The organism is Actinomadura latina NBRC 106108 (assembly GCF_001552195.1).
Lineage (GTDB): Bacteria > Actinomycetota > Actinomycetes > Streptosporangiales > Streptosporangiaceae > Spirillospora > Spirillospora latina.
The window spans coordinates 588,137-601,723 of the sequence record NZ_BCQS01000003.1; the positions used below are offsets into that span (position 1 = coordinate 588,137).

Annotated in this window: 13 protein-coding genes; 11 read left to right on the top strand and 2 right to left on the bottom strand. The window is 69.3% G+C overall.

From position 1 onward, the window contains the following. The first annotated feature begins 259 nt into the window (after positions 1 to 259). The 7 genes from ftsH to AL2_RS03560 all read left to right on the top strand — a co-directional run bounded on the left by ftsH (position 260) and on the right by AL2_RS03560 (position 5,866). Positions 260 to 2,263: an ATP-dependent zinc metalloprotease FtsH gene (gene ftsH, locus AL2_RS03530; protein WP_067629056.1), complete on the top strand. Its 2,004-nt coding sequence runs from the start codon at positions 260 to 262 to the stop codon at positions 2,261 to 2,263. A 32-nt stretch (positions 2,264 to 2,295) separates the two neighbouring features. Next, positions 2,296 to 2,901, top strand: a complete 606-nt coding sequence (folE, locus tag AL2_RS03535) for a GTP cyclohydrolase I FolE (protein ID WP_067630205.1) — start codon at positions 2,296 to 2,298, stop codon at positions 2,899 to 2,901. 158 nt (positions 2,902 to 3,059) lie between these two features. Then, on the top strand, positions 3,060 to 3,983 hold the full coding sequence (gene folP / locus AL2_RS03540) for a dihydropteroate synthase (protein WP_083945890.1): 924 nt from the start codon (positions 3,060 to 3,062) through the stop codon (positions 3,981 to 3,983). Continuing rightward, positions 3,980 to 4,417 (top strand): nuclear transport factor 2 family protein, encoded by a 438-nt coding sequence (locus tag AL2_RS03545; protein ID WP_067629058.1) that lies wholly within the window; start codon positions 3,980 to 3,982, stop codon positions 4,415 to 4,417. Before folP ends, AL2_RS03545 begins: the two co-directional genes overlap by 4 nt. After that, positions 4,414 to 4,779 (top strand): dihydroneopterin aldolase, encoded by a 366-nt coding sequence (gene folB, locus AL2_RS03550; protein WP_067629060.1) that lies wholly within the window; start codon positions 4,414 to 4,416, stop codon positions 4,777 to 4,779. Before AL2_RS03545 ends, folB begins: the two co-directional genes overlap by 4 nt. Next, on the top strand, positions 4,776 to 5,363 hold the full coding sequence (folK, locus tag AL2_RS03555; protein ID WP_067629062.1) for a 2-amino-4-hydroxy-6-hydroxymethyldihydropteridine diphosphokinase: 588 nt from the start codon (positions 4,776 to 4,778) through the stop codon (positions 5,361 to 5,363). Before folB ends, folK begins: the two co-directional genes overlap by 4 nt. Further along, positions 5,360 to 5,866, top strand: a complete 507-nt coding sequence (locus AL2_RS03560) for a DUF3180 domain-containing protein (protein ID WP_067629064.1) — start codon at positions 5,360 to 5,362, stop codon at positions 5,864 to 5,866. Before folK ends, AL2_RS03560 begins: the two co-directional genes overlap by 4 nt. 9 nt (positions 5,867 to 5,875) lie before the next feature. Here the strand turns inward: AL2_RS03560 and AL2_RS03565 are convergent, their stop codons facing one another. Beyond that, complete coding sequence (locus AL2_RS03565) at positions 5,876 to 7,024, bottom strand: NADH-quinone oxidoreductase subunit D (protein ID WP_067629066.1); 1,149 nt, start codon at positions 7,022 to 7,024, stop codon at positions 5,876 to 5,878. Between the two features lie 373 nt (positions 7,025 to 7,397). Between AL2_RS03565 and AL2_RS38995 the strand changes: the two genes are divergently transcribed. Both AL2_RS38995 and AL2_RS03575 read left to right on the top strand, forming a co-directional pair. Beyond that, complete coding sequence (locus tag AL2_RS38995; RefSeq protein WP_245666296.1) at positions 7,398 to 7,763, top strand: PH domain-containing protein; 366 nt, start codon at positions 7,398 to 7,400, stop codon at positions 7,761 to 7,763. Between the two features lie 413 nt (positions 7,764 to 8,176). Then, positions 8,177 to 9,322 carry a PH domain-containing protein gene (locus AL2_RS03575; RefSeq protein ID WP_245666297.1) on the top strand — a complete coding sequence of 382 codons (1,146 nt, stop codon included), beginning with the start codon at positions 8,177 to 8,179 and terminating at the stop codon, positions 9,320 to 9,322. Positions 9,323 to 9,503: 181 nt separating this feature from the next. On the opposite strand, the gene AL2_RS03580 is transcribed toward AL2_RS03575, so the two are convergent. Next, on the bottom strand, positions 9,504 to 10,229 hold the full coding sequence (locus AL2_RS03580) for a polysaccharide deacetylase family protein (protein ID WP_210747661.1): 726 nt from the start codon (positions 10,227 to 10,229) through the stop codon (positions 9,504 to 9,506). A gap of 484 nt (positions 10,230 to 10,713) precedes the next feature. Here AL2_RS03580 and AL2_RS03585 point away from each other — a divergent pair, with 484 nt between their 5' ends. Both AL2_RS03585 and AL2_RS03590 read left to right on the top strand, forming a co-directional pair. After that, entirely contained in the window at positions 10,714 to 12,048 is a 1,335-nt protein-coding gene (locus AL2_RS03585; protein ID WP_067630217.1) for an SGNH/GDSL hydrolase family protein, read from the top strand. A 281-nt stretch (positions 12,049 to 12,329) separates the two neighbouring features. Further along, complete coding sequence (locus tag AL2_RS03590) at positions 12,330 to 13,538, top strand: cytochrome P450 (protein WP_067629068.1); 1,209 nt, start codon at positions 12,330 to 12,332, stop codon at positions 13,536 to 13,538. Positions 13,539 to 13,587 lie beyond the last annotated feature (49 nt).

Genomic DNA, 13,587 nt, shown 5'->3' on the forward strand with positions numbered 1-13,587 from the left:
ATCGTTGACGGGTATATGGAAGGGATGCGGGAGAACGGCGTCGGCTGCGTCTCCTGCGCCTGCGGTGTACCGTCGGTGTCCCGGACCTGGGTTCGGGGAGCCATATGAGGGAAGCCGCCAGGGTGGGTCCGAAGCCCCGGGCGACGGGCCTTTCGTTGGACGCATTGTTGGTCGCAGTGGCGCTCGTCCCCCCGGGACGGGCGGGGATCGCACACAGACGTTGTCAGGAGGGACGGGCCCCCTAGGGGTAACCGGATAAATGGACGTGAAGCGCTACTTTCGCGGGCCGCTGCTGTGGATCCTGCTGTTCGGCATCTTGGTCGCCCTCGTCATGTGGGGCGTCAACCCCGGCCGTTCGTTCGAGAAGGTGGACACCTCCAAGGTGGTCCAGGAGATCAACACGGGCCAGGTGAAGTCGGCCAAGATCGTTGACAAGGACCAGCGGATCGAGGTCACCCTCCACAACGACAAGCGGCAGCAGGCGTCCTGGGTCGACGGCCAAGGACTCCAGTTGCAGCAGCAGCTGCAGAAGCAGGCCGACGCGGGCAAGCTGTCCGGCGGCTACAACGTTGATGTCCCCAAGCAGAGCTTCTTCCTGAACCTGCTGTTCAGCCTGCTGCCCATCGTGGTCATCGTGCTGATCTTCCTGTTCATCATGAACCAGATGCAGGGCGGCGGCTCTCGCGTGATGAACTTCGGCAAGTCCAAGGCCAAGCTCATCACCAAGGACACCCCGAAGACCACCTTCGCCGACGTGGCCGGGGCCGACGAGGCCCTGGAAGAACTGGAAGAGATCAAAGACTTCCTGCAGAACCCGGCGAAGTTCCAGTCGATCGGCGCCAAGATCCCGAAGGGCGTCCTCCTGTACGGCCCGCCCGGCACCGGTAAGACGCTGCTGGCGCGCGCCGTGGCCGGCGAGGCCGGCGTGCCGTTCTACTCGATCTCCGGCTCCGACTTCGTGGAGATGTTCGTCGGCGTGGGCGCGTCCCGCGTCCGCGACCTGTTCGAGCAGGCCAAGACGAACGCCCCCTCGATCATCTTCATCGACGAGATCGACGCCGTCGGCCGGCACCGCGGCGCGGGGCTCGGCGGCGGCCACGACGAGCGGGAGCAGACCCTCAACCAGCTGCTGGTCGAGATGGACGGCTTCGACGTCAAGGGCGGCGTGATCCTGATCGCCGCGACGAACCGGCCCGACATCCTGGACCCGGCCCTGCTGCGTCCCGGACGGTTCGACCGGCAGGTCACCGTGGACCGTCCCGACCTTGAGGGCCGCAAGGGCATCCTCCGGGTGCACGGCCGCGGCAAGCCGTTCGCGGAGGACGTCGACCTCGACATCATCGCGCGCCGCACCCCCGGCTTCACCGGCGCCGACCTCGCCAACGTCATCAACGAGGCGGCGCTGCTCACGGCCCGCTTCGACCGCAAGCTGATCGACATGGACACCCTCGAGGAGTCCATCGACCGCGTCATGGCCGGGCCGGAGCGCAAGACCCGCGTGATGTCGGAGAAGGAAAAGAAGATCATCGCCTACCACGAGGGCGGGCACGCTCTGGTGGCGCACGCGCTGCCGAACTCCGACCCCGTGCACAAGGTGACGATCCTTCCGCGAGGACGGGCCCTGGGCTACACCATGACCCTCCCGATGGAGGACAAGTTCCTCACCACGCGCTCCGAGATGAACGACCAGCTCGCCATGCTGCTGGGTGGGCGCACCGCCGAGGAGCTGGTGTTCCACGAGCCGACCACGGGTGCGGCCAACGACATCGAGAAGGCCAGTTCCATCGCCCGGAACATGGTGACCGAGTACGGCATGAGCGAGCGCTTGGGCGCGCGCAAATTCGGCTCCGGTCAGGGCGAGGTCTTCCTGGGCCGCGACATGGGGCACGAGCGTGACTACTCGGAGGACATCGCGTCCGCGATCGACGACGAGGTCCGCCGCTACATCGAGGCCGCGCACGACACGGCGTGGGAGATCCTCGTGGAGTACCGGGACGTCCTGGACGAGCTCGTGGTCAACCTGATGGAGAAGGAGACCCTGTCGAAGGACATGGTCCTGGAGATCTTCGCGCCGATCCAGAAGCGGCCGCACCAGAACTCCTACACCGGTTACGGCAAGCGCCTCCCGTCCGACCGTCCGCCGGTGCTTTCGCCCAAGGAGCTGGCCCTGCTCGGCCCGCAGGATGTCACGGACCTGACCAAGAACAACGGCCAGGGCGGCGTGACCTCCGATGTGGTCGACCCGGCCCCGGGTGAGAGCTGACCGTCTTGGCGATTCCGTACGACGAGGCGCCGATGTCGAATGACCCGCCGGGCGAGACCCTGCACGGCGGGCATTTCGACCATGCGCGTATCGAGAAGGCGGTGCGCGAGATCCTGATCGGCATCGGGGAGGACCCCGACCGGAACGGGTTGCGCGACACCCCGGCGAGGGTGGCGCGCGCGTACGCCGAACAGTTCGCCGGCCTCCGGCAGACGCCGGAGGACGCGCTCACCACGGTGTTCGACGCCGACCATGAAGAGATGGTCCTGGTGAAGGACATCGAGGTCTACTCCGTCTGCGAACACCACCTGGTGCCCTTCCACGGGGTGGCCCACGTGGGGTACACGCCCAACAAGAAGGGCCAGATCACCGGTCTGTCGAAACTGGCCCGGCTGGTGGACGTGTACGCCCGCCGGCCGCAGGTGCAGGAGCGGCTGACGAGCCAGGTCGCGGACGCGATGATGAGCGTGCTGGAGCCGCGCGGCGCGATCGTGGTGATCGAGGCGGAGCATCTGTGCATGACGATGCGCGGTGTGCGGAAGCCGGGCGCGAAGACGGTGACGTCGGCGGTGCGCGGTGACTTCCGCGATCACGCCGAGACCCGGTCCGAGGCGATGAGCCTCATCCTGGGCCGCTAGCGCCCGTCCGCCCTTCCCTCGGAGCCCCTGACCGTCTGAACGGGCCTCAGCGTCGCGCTGAGGCCCGTTCTGCTGTTTCGCGAGCGGCGGGACGGGCGTGATCGGCCCGTCGAGGCGGCGCGTTGAGAGCCTGCCTCCAAGGCATAGGGTTGGGTGACATGACCAATGCCGTAGTTCGGGGGCTGCCCGCGCCAGGGCGCTGCCTCGTCATGGGCGTGGTCAACGTGACTCCGGACTCCTTCTCGGACGGCGGAGCCTGGTTCGATCCCGAGAAGGCCATCCGTCATGGGCTGGACCTTGTCGCGGAGGGCGCCGACATCGTCGACGTGGGCGGCGAGTCCACGCGGCCGGGCGCGCAGCGTGTGTCGCGGGACGAGGAACTGCGCCGAGTGGTCCCCGTCATAGAGGCGCTCAGTGCCGAGAATGTTCCGGTCAGCGTCGACACCATGCGCGCTGAGGTGGCTGAAGCCGCCGTCGGCGTGGGCGCCCGGTTGGTGAACGACGTCAGCGGCGGCTTGGCCGATCCGGACATGCCCCGGGTGGTCGCAGCGGCAGGCGTTCCCTACGTGGTCATGCATTGGCGTGGCCACAGTCATGACATGCAGACCCGCGCCGTATACGCGGATGTCGTCCGCGAAGTGCGCGACGAGCTTCTGCAGAGGGTCGATGCCGTCCTGCAGGAGGGCGTCGACCCATCGATGATCGTGCTCGACCCTGGGCTGGGTTTCGCGAAGAGCCCGAAGGCCGGCCACAACTGGGCGCTCCTGGCGCGGCTCGGCGAGCTGACCGCGACCGGGTACCCGGTGCTGGTCGGGGCTTCACGCAAGAGCTTCCTCACGAAATTGCTAGCCGATCCCGACGGAACACCCCGTGCGTTCGCCGAATGTGATGACGCCACCGTGGCCACCACGTCCTTGGCCGCGGCGGCAGGGGCGTGGTGCGTGCGGGTCCACCGCGTCCGTCCCAACGCGGACGCGGTGCGGGTGGCGGCCGCCATCAGCGCGGCCCGTCCGTCCGATGACGAGACCTCAGAACCGGCCGCGGCGGACGGTCGCGCCCAGCAAGGGGGACACCGCCTATGAGCCGTGCCGTCAACCGCGCCGACGTGGACGAGGTCCACGCCGAGTTCTACGCCGCGTTCGAGGCCGGTGACTTCGACCGGATGTCGGCGGTGTGGGCGGACGGCCCCTACGCCTCCGGTGTCTCGTGCGTGCATCCCGGCTGGACGATGCTCCGTGGACGCGACGAGGTGCTGCGGTCGTGGGCGCTCATCATGGCCAACACGACCTACATCCAGTTCGTGCTCACCGACGTCGAGACGGACGTGTACGGGGATCACGCCGTGGTGACGTGCAAGGAGAACGTCCTCACCGCCGATGAGGACACCGAGGCCGGGTTTCTCGCCGGAGGAAGCATCGTGGCCACGAACGTGTTCGTAAGGGCGGACGGGGAGTGGCGGCTCCTGCTCCACCATGGGTCACCCGTCCTCAACGTCGTGGATGCAGAGGAAGAATGAGTCTCGACCGCATCGAGCTGCGCGGCCTCCGGGCGCGGGGACGCCACGGATGCCTGCCCGCCGAGCGTGAGCTCGGCCAGGAGTTCGTGGTGGACGCCTTCCTCGGCCTCGACACCCGCCCCGCCGCCGCCGGGGACGACCTCTCGCGTACCGTCGACTATGGGACGCTCGCCGACCGCCTGGTAGCGGCCGTCGAGGGCGAGCCCGTCAATCTGATCGAAACGCTGGCCGATCGGCTGGCGACTATATGTCTGGAAGATAGGGCGGTGTCCGAGGTGGAGATCACCGTTCACAAGCCGAGCGCCCCCGTGCCGCACCCCTTCACGGACGTCGCCGTGAAGATCAGGAGGAGTCGCCCATGACAGCGTCCGACCGCATGCCCGACCGCACCGCCACCGGCGGGCACATGCTGGTCCAGCACCGTGTCGTGTTCTCGATCGGCAGCAACCTCGGGGATCGGATGGACAACATCCAGGAGGCGGTCGACACGCTCTTCGACGCGCCGGGGCTGAGCTTCGTAGCGTTCTCTCCCGTTTACGAGACCACGCCCTTCGCGCCGCCCGGCGAGACCATCCCCGAGCAGGGCGACTTCCTCAACGTCGTGCTGGTGGCCGACACGCGGCTGCCGCCGGAGAACCTGCTCGAACGCGTCCTGAACATCGAGAACTCCATGCGCCGGGAACGCGAGGTCCGCTGGGGGCCCCGCACCCTGGACATCGACATCGTCGTGTTCGGTGACATCTCGTCCGACGACCCAGACCTCACGCTCCCGCACCCCCGCGCGCACGAGCGCGCGTTCGTGCTCGTCCCATGGGCCGACATCGAGCCGGACGTGCTGCTTGCCGGGCACGGCCGCGTCGGTGACCTGGCGCAGGCGAAACAGTCCGAGGGTGGCCCGTCGGTCGTTCGCCGGCGGGAGGACCTGTCCCTGCAGCAGCCTGCATGAAGCCGTCCCGCCCGCTGTTCCTCGCCGCACTGGTGGTCGTCGTCGCGGTGGTCACCTGGGCGGTGCTGCGTTCCGCCTACGTCTCGTTGCCGCCCCTCCCGTGGACGGCGGTGCCGACGATGCTGCTGCTGGCCCTCGGTGAGGCCTTCAGCGGCTGGAACGTGCTGCGCCGCCTGCGCCGCAAGCCCGACAAGTCCCGCGTGCCGGAGGCCGGCCGGAAGTCGCCGAAGCCGATCGAGCCCATGGCGGTGGCGCGGCTGGCCGCCCTGGGCAAGGCGAGCGCGCACACCGCCGCCCTGATCGCGGGCGTGTTCGGCGGGTTCGCCGTGAACCTCGCGTCCCAGCTCGACAAGCCGACGCCCCGGCACGACTTCTTCGTCAGCGGCGGCACGTTCCTCGCCGCCGTGGTCCTGGTGGCCGCGGCGTTCTTCCTGGAGTACGCGTGCCGTGTGCCCAAGGACCCGGACGAAGAGGAACGCGACCGCCGCGCCTCCCGCGCCTAGGGGCGGCGGTCATTTGTCGATGTCGCCGACGACGAAGAACATCGAGCCGAGGATGGCGATCATGTCGGCGACCAGGTTGCCCGGCAGCAGTTCCGCGAGGACCTGGATGTTGTTGAAGGACGCGGACCGCAGTTTCATCCGCCACGGGGTCTTCTCCCCGCGCGACACGAGGTAGTAGCCGTTGATGCCCAGCGGGTTCTCCGTCCAGGCATAGGTGTGGCCCTCCGGGACCTTCAGGACCTTCGGCAGACGCTGGTTGATCGGGCCGGGCGGGAGTTCCGCGAGGCGCTCCAGGCAGGCGTCGGCGAGATCGAGGGACGCGTGCACCTGGTCGAGGAGGCATTCGAAGCGGGCCAGGCAGTCGCCCTCCGCGCGGGTGACCACACGGACGTCGAGGTCGCCGTAGGCGAGATACGGTTCGTCCCGGCGCAGGTCGAAGTCCACACCGGACGCACGTGCGATGGGCCCCGAGACCCCGTACTGGAGGATCTGCTCCCGGGTCAGGACACCGACGCCTCGCGTGCGCGCGCGGAAGATCTCGTTGCCCATGATGATGTCGTCGATGTCGCCCATGCGGGAACGGACCTCGGAGACGGCCGTCCGCGCGCGCGCCGTCCAACCGGCGGGAAGCTCGTCCTTCAGCCCGCCGACCCGGTTGAACATGTAGTGCATGCGTCCGCCGGAGATCTCCTCCATCACCCGCTGCACTGCCTCGCGCTCACGGAACGCGTAGAAGATCGGTGTGATGGCTCCGACCTCCAGCGGATAGGAACCGAGGAACATCAGATGGTTGAGGATGCGGTTCAGCTCGGCCAGGAGGGTCCGCGCCCATACGGCGCGTGCCGGGACCTCCATGCCGAGCATCCGCTCCACGGCGAGGACGACGCCGAGCTCGCTGGAGAACGCCGACAGCCAGTCGTGCCGGTTCGCCAGGACGATGATCTGCCGGAAGTCCCGGACCTCGAAGAGCTTCTCCGCTCCCCGGTGCATATAGCCGACGATGGGCTCGGCGGCCGAGATGCGTTCACCGTCCAGCGTCAGTTTCAGCCGGAGCACGCCGTGCGTGGACGGGTGCTGCGGGCCGATGTTGAGGGTCATGTCCTCGGTGGCGAGCTCCTTGGCGCCCGCACCGATCCCGACGATCCGTTCGGTGGTCATGGTCGCGCCTCCGCCGCTCCGATCACCGCTTCATGGTCCCATGGCGAGCGGTACTCGTTTTCCGGTTGACTAGGGGTCAATGAACGCGAGCCATGGCGAACCGCCGTACGAGCCCGCCGCGCAGCCTGGATCCCAGGGCGCGGCGCACCCGCCCGTGCCCGCCGGCCCGGGCCGTGGCGGTCAACCGCCAGGTCAGGCACCGGCACACTACCCGCCGGAGCAGCCGGCGCCTCCGCCCGTCTACCGGGCCGATCAGGCGTTCGCACCCGGCGGGGGCCTCCACTGGGCGCCCATTTCCCAACGCCACGCCTGGCACAGGCTTCTCAATGCCGTTCTCTGGGCGATACCCGTCGGCGCTGCGGGTGCGTTCATCGTGTGGAGGAACGGCGGCGCGATACCCGCCGCCATGTGGGTCGTCGCCGTGGTCCTGGGGGTCGCCCTCACCTGGCTGGTCGCCGAACTGGACCGCCGGACGTACGGCTATGCCGAGCGTGCGGACGACCTCATCGTCACGCACGGGGTGTTCGTCAAGCGGCTCATCGTCGTCCCCTATGGGCGGATGCAGTTCGTGGACGTCACGGCAGGGCTCCTCGAACGGTGGATGGGGATCGCGACCGTCCGGATGCACACTGCCGCCGCGGCCACGGATGCGACCATTCCGAGTCTGCGCACCGCTGAGGCCGCTCTCCTGCGTGACCGTCTCGCGCAGAAGGGCGAGGAACGGAGCATGGGGCTATGAGCGGCCCCTACGGCCCACCAGGACCGCCTGGCCCCGGACCCTACGGCCCGCCGGGACGGCCCGGTCCAGGACCTTACGGACCTCAAGGCCGTCCAGGGCCGCCTTACGGCCAGCCCCAGCCGCCATACGGGCAGCCCCAGCCGCCATACGGACCGCCTGGGCCGCCTCGATCGCCCGGCCCGCCGTATGGTCCGCCGCAGTCTCCTTACGGGTACGGCCCACCACCTGGCCGTCGTCCGCCGGTCCGCTTCTCTGAGGGCACGCACGGGCTTCACTGGGCTACGGCACCGCTGCGCGCCTTCATCTTCCTCATCATCTACTTCGTCCTGCTGGGCTTCCCTCTGCTCCTGACCCAGACCGAGGACGGCATCAAGCTGGCGCTCACCCCGGAGGTGATCCTCCGGTTCATCATCGTGACCATCCCCATGGGACTGATCGCGGTGGGGACGGGCCTGTGGACGTGGCTCGCACTCCGTTTCCGCATCGACAATGACGACCTCGTCGTCGAGACCGGCCTCCTCCGTAAGAACAAACGCCGTATACCGCTTTCACGCATCCAGGCCATCGACCTCGTCCGTCCGCTGGTGACGAGAGTGTTCGCCCTTGCGGAAGTGCGGGTGGAACTGGCCGGCGGTGAGCGGAGCGAGATCGCCCTCCGCTACCTGGGGCGGCAGTCCGCGCAGCAGCTGCGTGCGGAACTCCTCGCACGCGCCGCCGGACTGCCCGGCCACACGCCGGAGGCACCCGAACGTCACGTCTGGCGCGTCCCCTTCGGTGCGCTGGTCGCGTCTCTCCTCATACGGCTGCCCGTCCTGGGGACGGCCCTGCTCTTCGTGGCCTCCCTCATCTTCCTCGTGATGTACGCCGAGGGCGGCATGCTGGCCGTCACCATCCCGGTCCTGCTCGGGCTCATCCGTGCCGTGATCGCACCCCTGGTGATGTACGCCAACTTCACGGTCGCCATGTCACCGGACGGGATCCGCCTGCGCTACGGGCTTCTGGAGACCCGCATGCAGACGCTTCCTCCGGGTCGCGTCCAGGCAGTCAGCATCGTCGAACCGCTGATCTGGCGAAGCCTCGGCTGGGCCCGGGTCGACGTCACCGTCGCCGGCTACGCGGGCGAGCGCCAGGCGCTGTCCTCGACCCTTCTCCCCGTCGCGCCGCGGCACGTGGCCATGCACCTCGTCTCGCAGGTCTTCCCCGGGACGCAGGTCGACGGAGTTCCCCTCGTCCCCGCGTCGTCCAAGGCCGTGGCGATCGACCGCGCGGACGGGGCCGGTACCGACGACGTGGTCTTCGTGACCCGCCATGGCTGGCCCTGCCGTCGGACCGATGTGATCGCCCACGCGCGCGCGCAGAGCGTCCGGCTCACCGCGAACCCGTTCCAGCGCCTCCTCGGCCTGGCCACCGTCCACGTGGACGCGCCCCCCGGCCCGGTGCAGGTAGCCGCCACCGACCGCGACCTCGGAGAGGCCCGAGCGATCGTCGAAAGCACCGTCCGCCGGGCCCTGGCCGCCCGCCGCCGCGGCGGCGGCGACCCCACCCACTGGGCCCGCTGACGGCTTTTCCACAGAATCCCGTTCTACTTCCATGCCTTCGCGCCGCCCCCGACCATGGACACCGGTCGGCCCGATGCCGGGCCGACCGCCCATCGAGGGAGGCGAAGGAGCCATGCTGTCAACCACCCGGTCCCCCGGCCGTGCCGCCGCGTGCGGTGCCGGAGCGTGCTCGGCGAATCAGTCAGGAGTGCCAGGGGGCTACTGCGGTCGCATGGAAGTACGTGTCGCCGAAGGGGATCTTCTGCGGCGTGAAGGCGATCTTGCCGGGGCAGAGGCCGCGGTCGCGCAGGTCACTGACGATCTGCGGCACCGCGTCGACGGACGCCTGGGCCCAGTCGTGCATGAGGATGATGCCGCCCGGCTGGAGTGTGCGTGCGGCCGCCACGATCTCGTCGGTGCCGGCTCCTGCCCAGTCCCGGGAGTCGACCGTCCACAGGACTTCCAGGACTCTCAGGCGAGCCTCGTCCCTCCGGACCTGGTCGTTCGTCTCTCCGTAGGGCGGCCGGAAGAGCGTGGGCCACCGGCCGGTGAACCGGCGCAGGGTCAGCTGGGTGCCGAGGATCTCCCTGAACGCGCCGGGTTTTCCCAGCTGTGGGAGATGCGGATGGGTGTTCGTGTGGTTGCCGATCCACATCCCGGCGCGCTTCTCCGCGCGGACGAGGTCGGGGCGGGCCTCGGCGTTGTTGCCCTGGTTGAAGAACGTGGCCCGGGCGCCGGCGTCGCGCAGCCTGTCCAGGAGAGTCGGCAACGTCGCGGCGGTAGGCCCGTCATCGTAGGTGAGCGCCACGTACCCGTTGGGGCAGCGCCGGTTCGAGTGCTCGCCGGTGACGGCCGCATGCCCGGCGGCCGGAGTCATCGCGACGGCGGCCGCAGCGGCGGCCACCACCGCGGTCGAGGAGGCCGCCATACGGTGAGCCCGGGCGGACGAACGCGGGATCTTGACCATCATTGCTCCGCTGAACGAGAAGGCCGGTCTGACGACCGGCAACTGGATGGGCGAACGCGGACGGCCGGCGCCATCGCGTCGAAGGGGTGATGGGCGGGCCGGGTGTGGCGGGGGCGGGTGGCGGGTGGCGGTAAAGTTTCGAAACTTATCGGCCCGTTTCCTCGGTAACGTACGCCGCCAGGTGGGCGAGGTCAATGGGGCTTCTGAGCTTTGAGGAGGGCGCATTCCTCTGAATCCGGGGCGGATCTGGGCTCCAGAGGCTTCGGGAAGTTGTTCTTGACTCGCCGTTCTGCGCGGCGTACGTTCAGCCGGAAGTTCGAAACTGACCGAAAGTTTTCGAATAGTTCGCCTCGTTCGCGGAGTCGATCGGAGACCTGTGGTGAGACGCTTTCCGCTTGTCCACGCCGGACGCCCGAGAGTCGGCGCGCTCGCACAACGCGTGAACATGAGCCCCGCCGGCCGGCTCGTCGCCGTGCTCCTGCTCGCGGTTGCCCTCGTCGCCGCGTCGTTAACGGGCGCGGAGGGCGATTCCCGCACCGCCGGCGGTCATGCAGCGCCGAAGATGGGCGGCCACTGGGTCGGCAGCTGGGTGTCGATGCCGCAGCTGACCGAGCCGGGGAACATGCCTCCTCCGCCGTTCACACAGGACGACAAGGTCTTCGACGACGCGACGCTGCGGCAGACCATCCGTGTCGCCGTCGGCGGCCGGAACCTGCGGCTGCGGTTCTCCAACGCGTTCGGCGGCGCAGCGCTCCCCATCACCAAGGTCTCAGTGGCGCTGCCGGCCGGCGGGCAGGCGGGCGTCGGCTCGATCGAGCCGGAGACGTCCCGTCCCGTGACCTTCCACGGCCGTTCTTCCGTCCTGATCCCGGTCGGCGCGCAGATGGTCTCCGACCCGCTGAAGTTCCCGGTGGCGCCGCGGTCGGTCCTGACGGTGACTGTCTATCTGGCGGACGGCCAGGCTTCGACCGACATCACGTCCCACCCCGGCTCGCGGACCACGTCCTACATGCTGGCAGGTGACCACGTCGGGGACACCGACCTGCCCGGCGCCACCCGCGCCGACCACTGGTACTTCCTGAGCGGCCTCGAGGTGTGGGCCAGGTCCTCCACAGCGGCGGCCGTCATGCTCGGCGACTCCCTCACCGACGGCCGGGGCTCCACCACCAACCGGAACGACCGATGGCCGGACCAGCTCCTGGACCGCCTGCAGTCTCATCCGTCCACGTCCGACATCGCGATCGTGAACCAGGCCGCCGGCGGCAACCGCGTCCTCAACGACGGGCTCGGCCCCAACGTCCTCGCCCGGCTCGACCGCGACGTGCTGGCGCAGAGCGGCGTCGAATGGCTGGTCGTCTTCGAAGGTGTCAACGACATCGGCACTGCCGAAGCGGCACCGGAAGCACAGAAGCAGGTCGCGGACAGCCTGATCGCGGCCTATGACCAGATCATCGTCCGCGCACACGCGCAGGGCATCCGGGTGTACGGCGCGACGCTGACCCCGTTCGGAGGCAACACCATGTACGACGACCCGGACGGGTACCGGGAGGGGGCGCGCGAGACCGTCAACACCTGGATCCGCACGAGCCACCGCTTCGACGCCGTGATCGACTTCGACCGCGCGGCACGCGACCCGTCCGATCCCGGCCGGCTGCTCCCCGCCTACGACGTCGGTGACCACCTGCACCTGAACCCGGCCGGATACAAGGCCCTGGCCGACGCCGTCCCCGCCGGGCTCTTCCGGCACAGGGCACTTCCGCCGACGTTCGCCTTCAACTAGGAACGGAAGGCCGTTTGGGGCGGGAGGGCCGGTGGCGCGTCCCCGTGGGACCAGAAGGCCGAATAGGGCGGGAAGGTCGATGGCGCGTACACGGCGGTCGTGTCGTCTGTCCGTTCCGATGTGAGCCCGCCAGCCGCCGCGGGACCGGGTCGGCCGAGTAGTGGGAGCAGACGGTGACCCGAGCCAACCGGTGGCTGGCGCCCCGCCGCGGAGCCCTCCTCGCATCACCGCGAGGAGGGCTCCGCGCGCCATGGAGGACCGGATGCGCATATCTTCGGCACATGAGTGATGCGGCATATGACCCCTGGGCCCCGGAGTTCGTGGCGGACCCCTATCCGGCGTTCGAGCGGCTCCGCGCCGAACGGCCGGTGTTCTTCCATGAGCCCACCGGCCAGTGGGTGATCAGCCGGTACGAGGACGTCGACGCGCTGCTGCGGGACCGCCGGCTCGGACGGTCGTATCTCCACATCGCGAGCCACGAGGAGTTCGGGCGGCCGGCGGAGGCCGACTTCCTCGCACCGTTCTGGGACCTGATCCGCGCCGGGATGCTGGACGTGGAGCCGCCCGTCCACACCCGGCTGCGGCGCCTGGTGTCCAAGGCGTTCACCGCCCGGATGGTGGAGGGGCTGCGGCCGACGATCAGGCGGCTCGCCGGCGAACTGGCCGAGGCCCTGGCCGTCAAGGGCGGCGGCGACCTGCTCGCCGAGGTCGCTGAGCCGCTGCCGGTGAACGTGATCGCCGAGATGCTCGGCGTCCCCGTCGAGGACCGGCACCTGCTCCGCCCGTGGTCGGCCGGCATCTGCGGCATGTACGAACTGAACCCGCCGGAGGAGGTGCAGCGCGCGGCGGTCCGTGCCGCCGTCGAGTTCTCCGACTACCTGCGCGATCTCGCGCGCACCCGGCGGGCCGAGCCGCGCGACGACCTGATCACCGCGCTGGCCCAGGTCGTGGACGAGGGCGACCGGCTCACCGAGGACGAACTGATCGGCACCTGCGTCCTGCTGCTCAACGCCGGGCACGAGGCCACGGTCAACGCGACCGGCAACGGCTGGTGGTCGCTGTTCCGCAACCCCGGTGAGCTGGAGCGTCTCCGCGCCGACCCGTCGCTCATCCCCACGGCCGTCGAGGAGTTGCTGCGCTACGACACCCCGGCGCCCATGTTCGAACGCTGGGTCCTGGAGGACATCACGGTCGCCGGCGTCGACATCCCCCGCGGCTCCGAGGTGGCGCTGCAGTTCGCGTCCGCCAACCGGGACCCTGAGGTGTTCGCCGACCCGAACCGCTTCGACCTGTCCCGTGACCCGAACCCGCACATCACGTTCGGGCTCGGCATCCACTACTGCTTGGGCGCCCCGCTGGCACGCATCGAGCTCGCGGAGTCGTTCGGTGCACTCCTCCGCGTGGCACCGGATCTCCGCCTGTCCGCGGAGCCGAAGTGGAAGCCCGGCTACGTCCTGCGCGGCCTGCAGGCCCTCCACGTGGAACGCTGACCCTTCCCGACCATGCGACCCCTGCTCAAGCGGTTTCGACTCCCGCGAC

Bases quoted from the DNA above. Each gene is read 5' to 3' on its own strand.
- AL2_RS03545 (WP_067629058.1), top strand. From the start codon at position 3,980: ATGAGCCGTGCCGTCAACCGCGCCGACGTGGACGAGGTCCACGCCGAG.
- folP (WP_083945890.1), top strand. From the start codon at position 3,060: ATGACCAATGCCGTAGTTCGGGGGCTGCCCGCGCCAGGGCGCTGCCTC.
- AL2_RS03560 (WP_067629064.1), top strand. From the start codon at position 5,360: ATGAAGCCGTCCCGCCCGCTGTTCCTCGCCGCACTGGTGGTCGTCGTC.
- folE (WP_067630205.1), top strand. From the start codon at position 2,296: ATGTCGAATGACCCGCCGGGCGAGACCCTGCACGGCGGGCATTTCGAC.
- folB (WP_067629060.1), top strand. From the start codon at position 4,414: ATGAGTCTCGACCGCATCGAGCTGCGCGGCCTCCGGGCGCGGGGACGC.
- folK (WP_067629062.1), top strand. From the start codon at position 4,776: ATGACAGCGTCCGACCGCATGCCCGACCGCACCGCCACCGGCGGGCAC.
- ftsH (WP_067629056.1), top strand. From the start codon at position 260: ATGGACGTGAAGCGCTACTTTCGCGGGCCGCTGCTGTGGATCCTGCTG.
- AL2_RS03585 (WP_067630217.1), top strand. From the start codon at position 10,714: ATGAGCCCCGCCGGCCGGCTCGTCGCCGTGCTCCTGCTCGCGGTTGCC.
- AL2_RS03590 (WP_067629068.1), top strand. From the start codon at position 12,330: ATGAGTGATGCGGCATATGACCCCTGGGCCCCGGAGTTCGTGGCGGAC.
- AL2_RS03580 (WP_210747661.1), bottom strand. From the start codon at position 10,229: ATGGCGGCCTCCTCGACCGCGGTGGTGGCCGCCGCTGCGGCCGCCGTC.
- AL2_RS03565 (WP_067629066.1), bottom strand. From the start codon at position 7,024: ATGACCACCGAACGGATCGTCGGGATCGGTGCGGGCGCCAAGGAGCTC.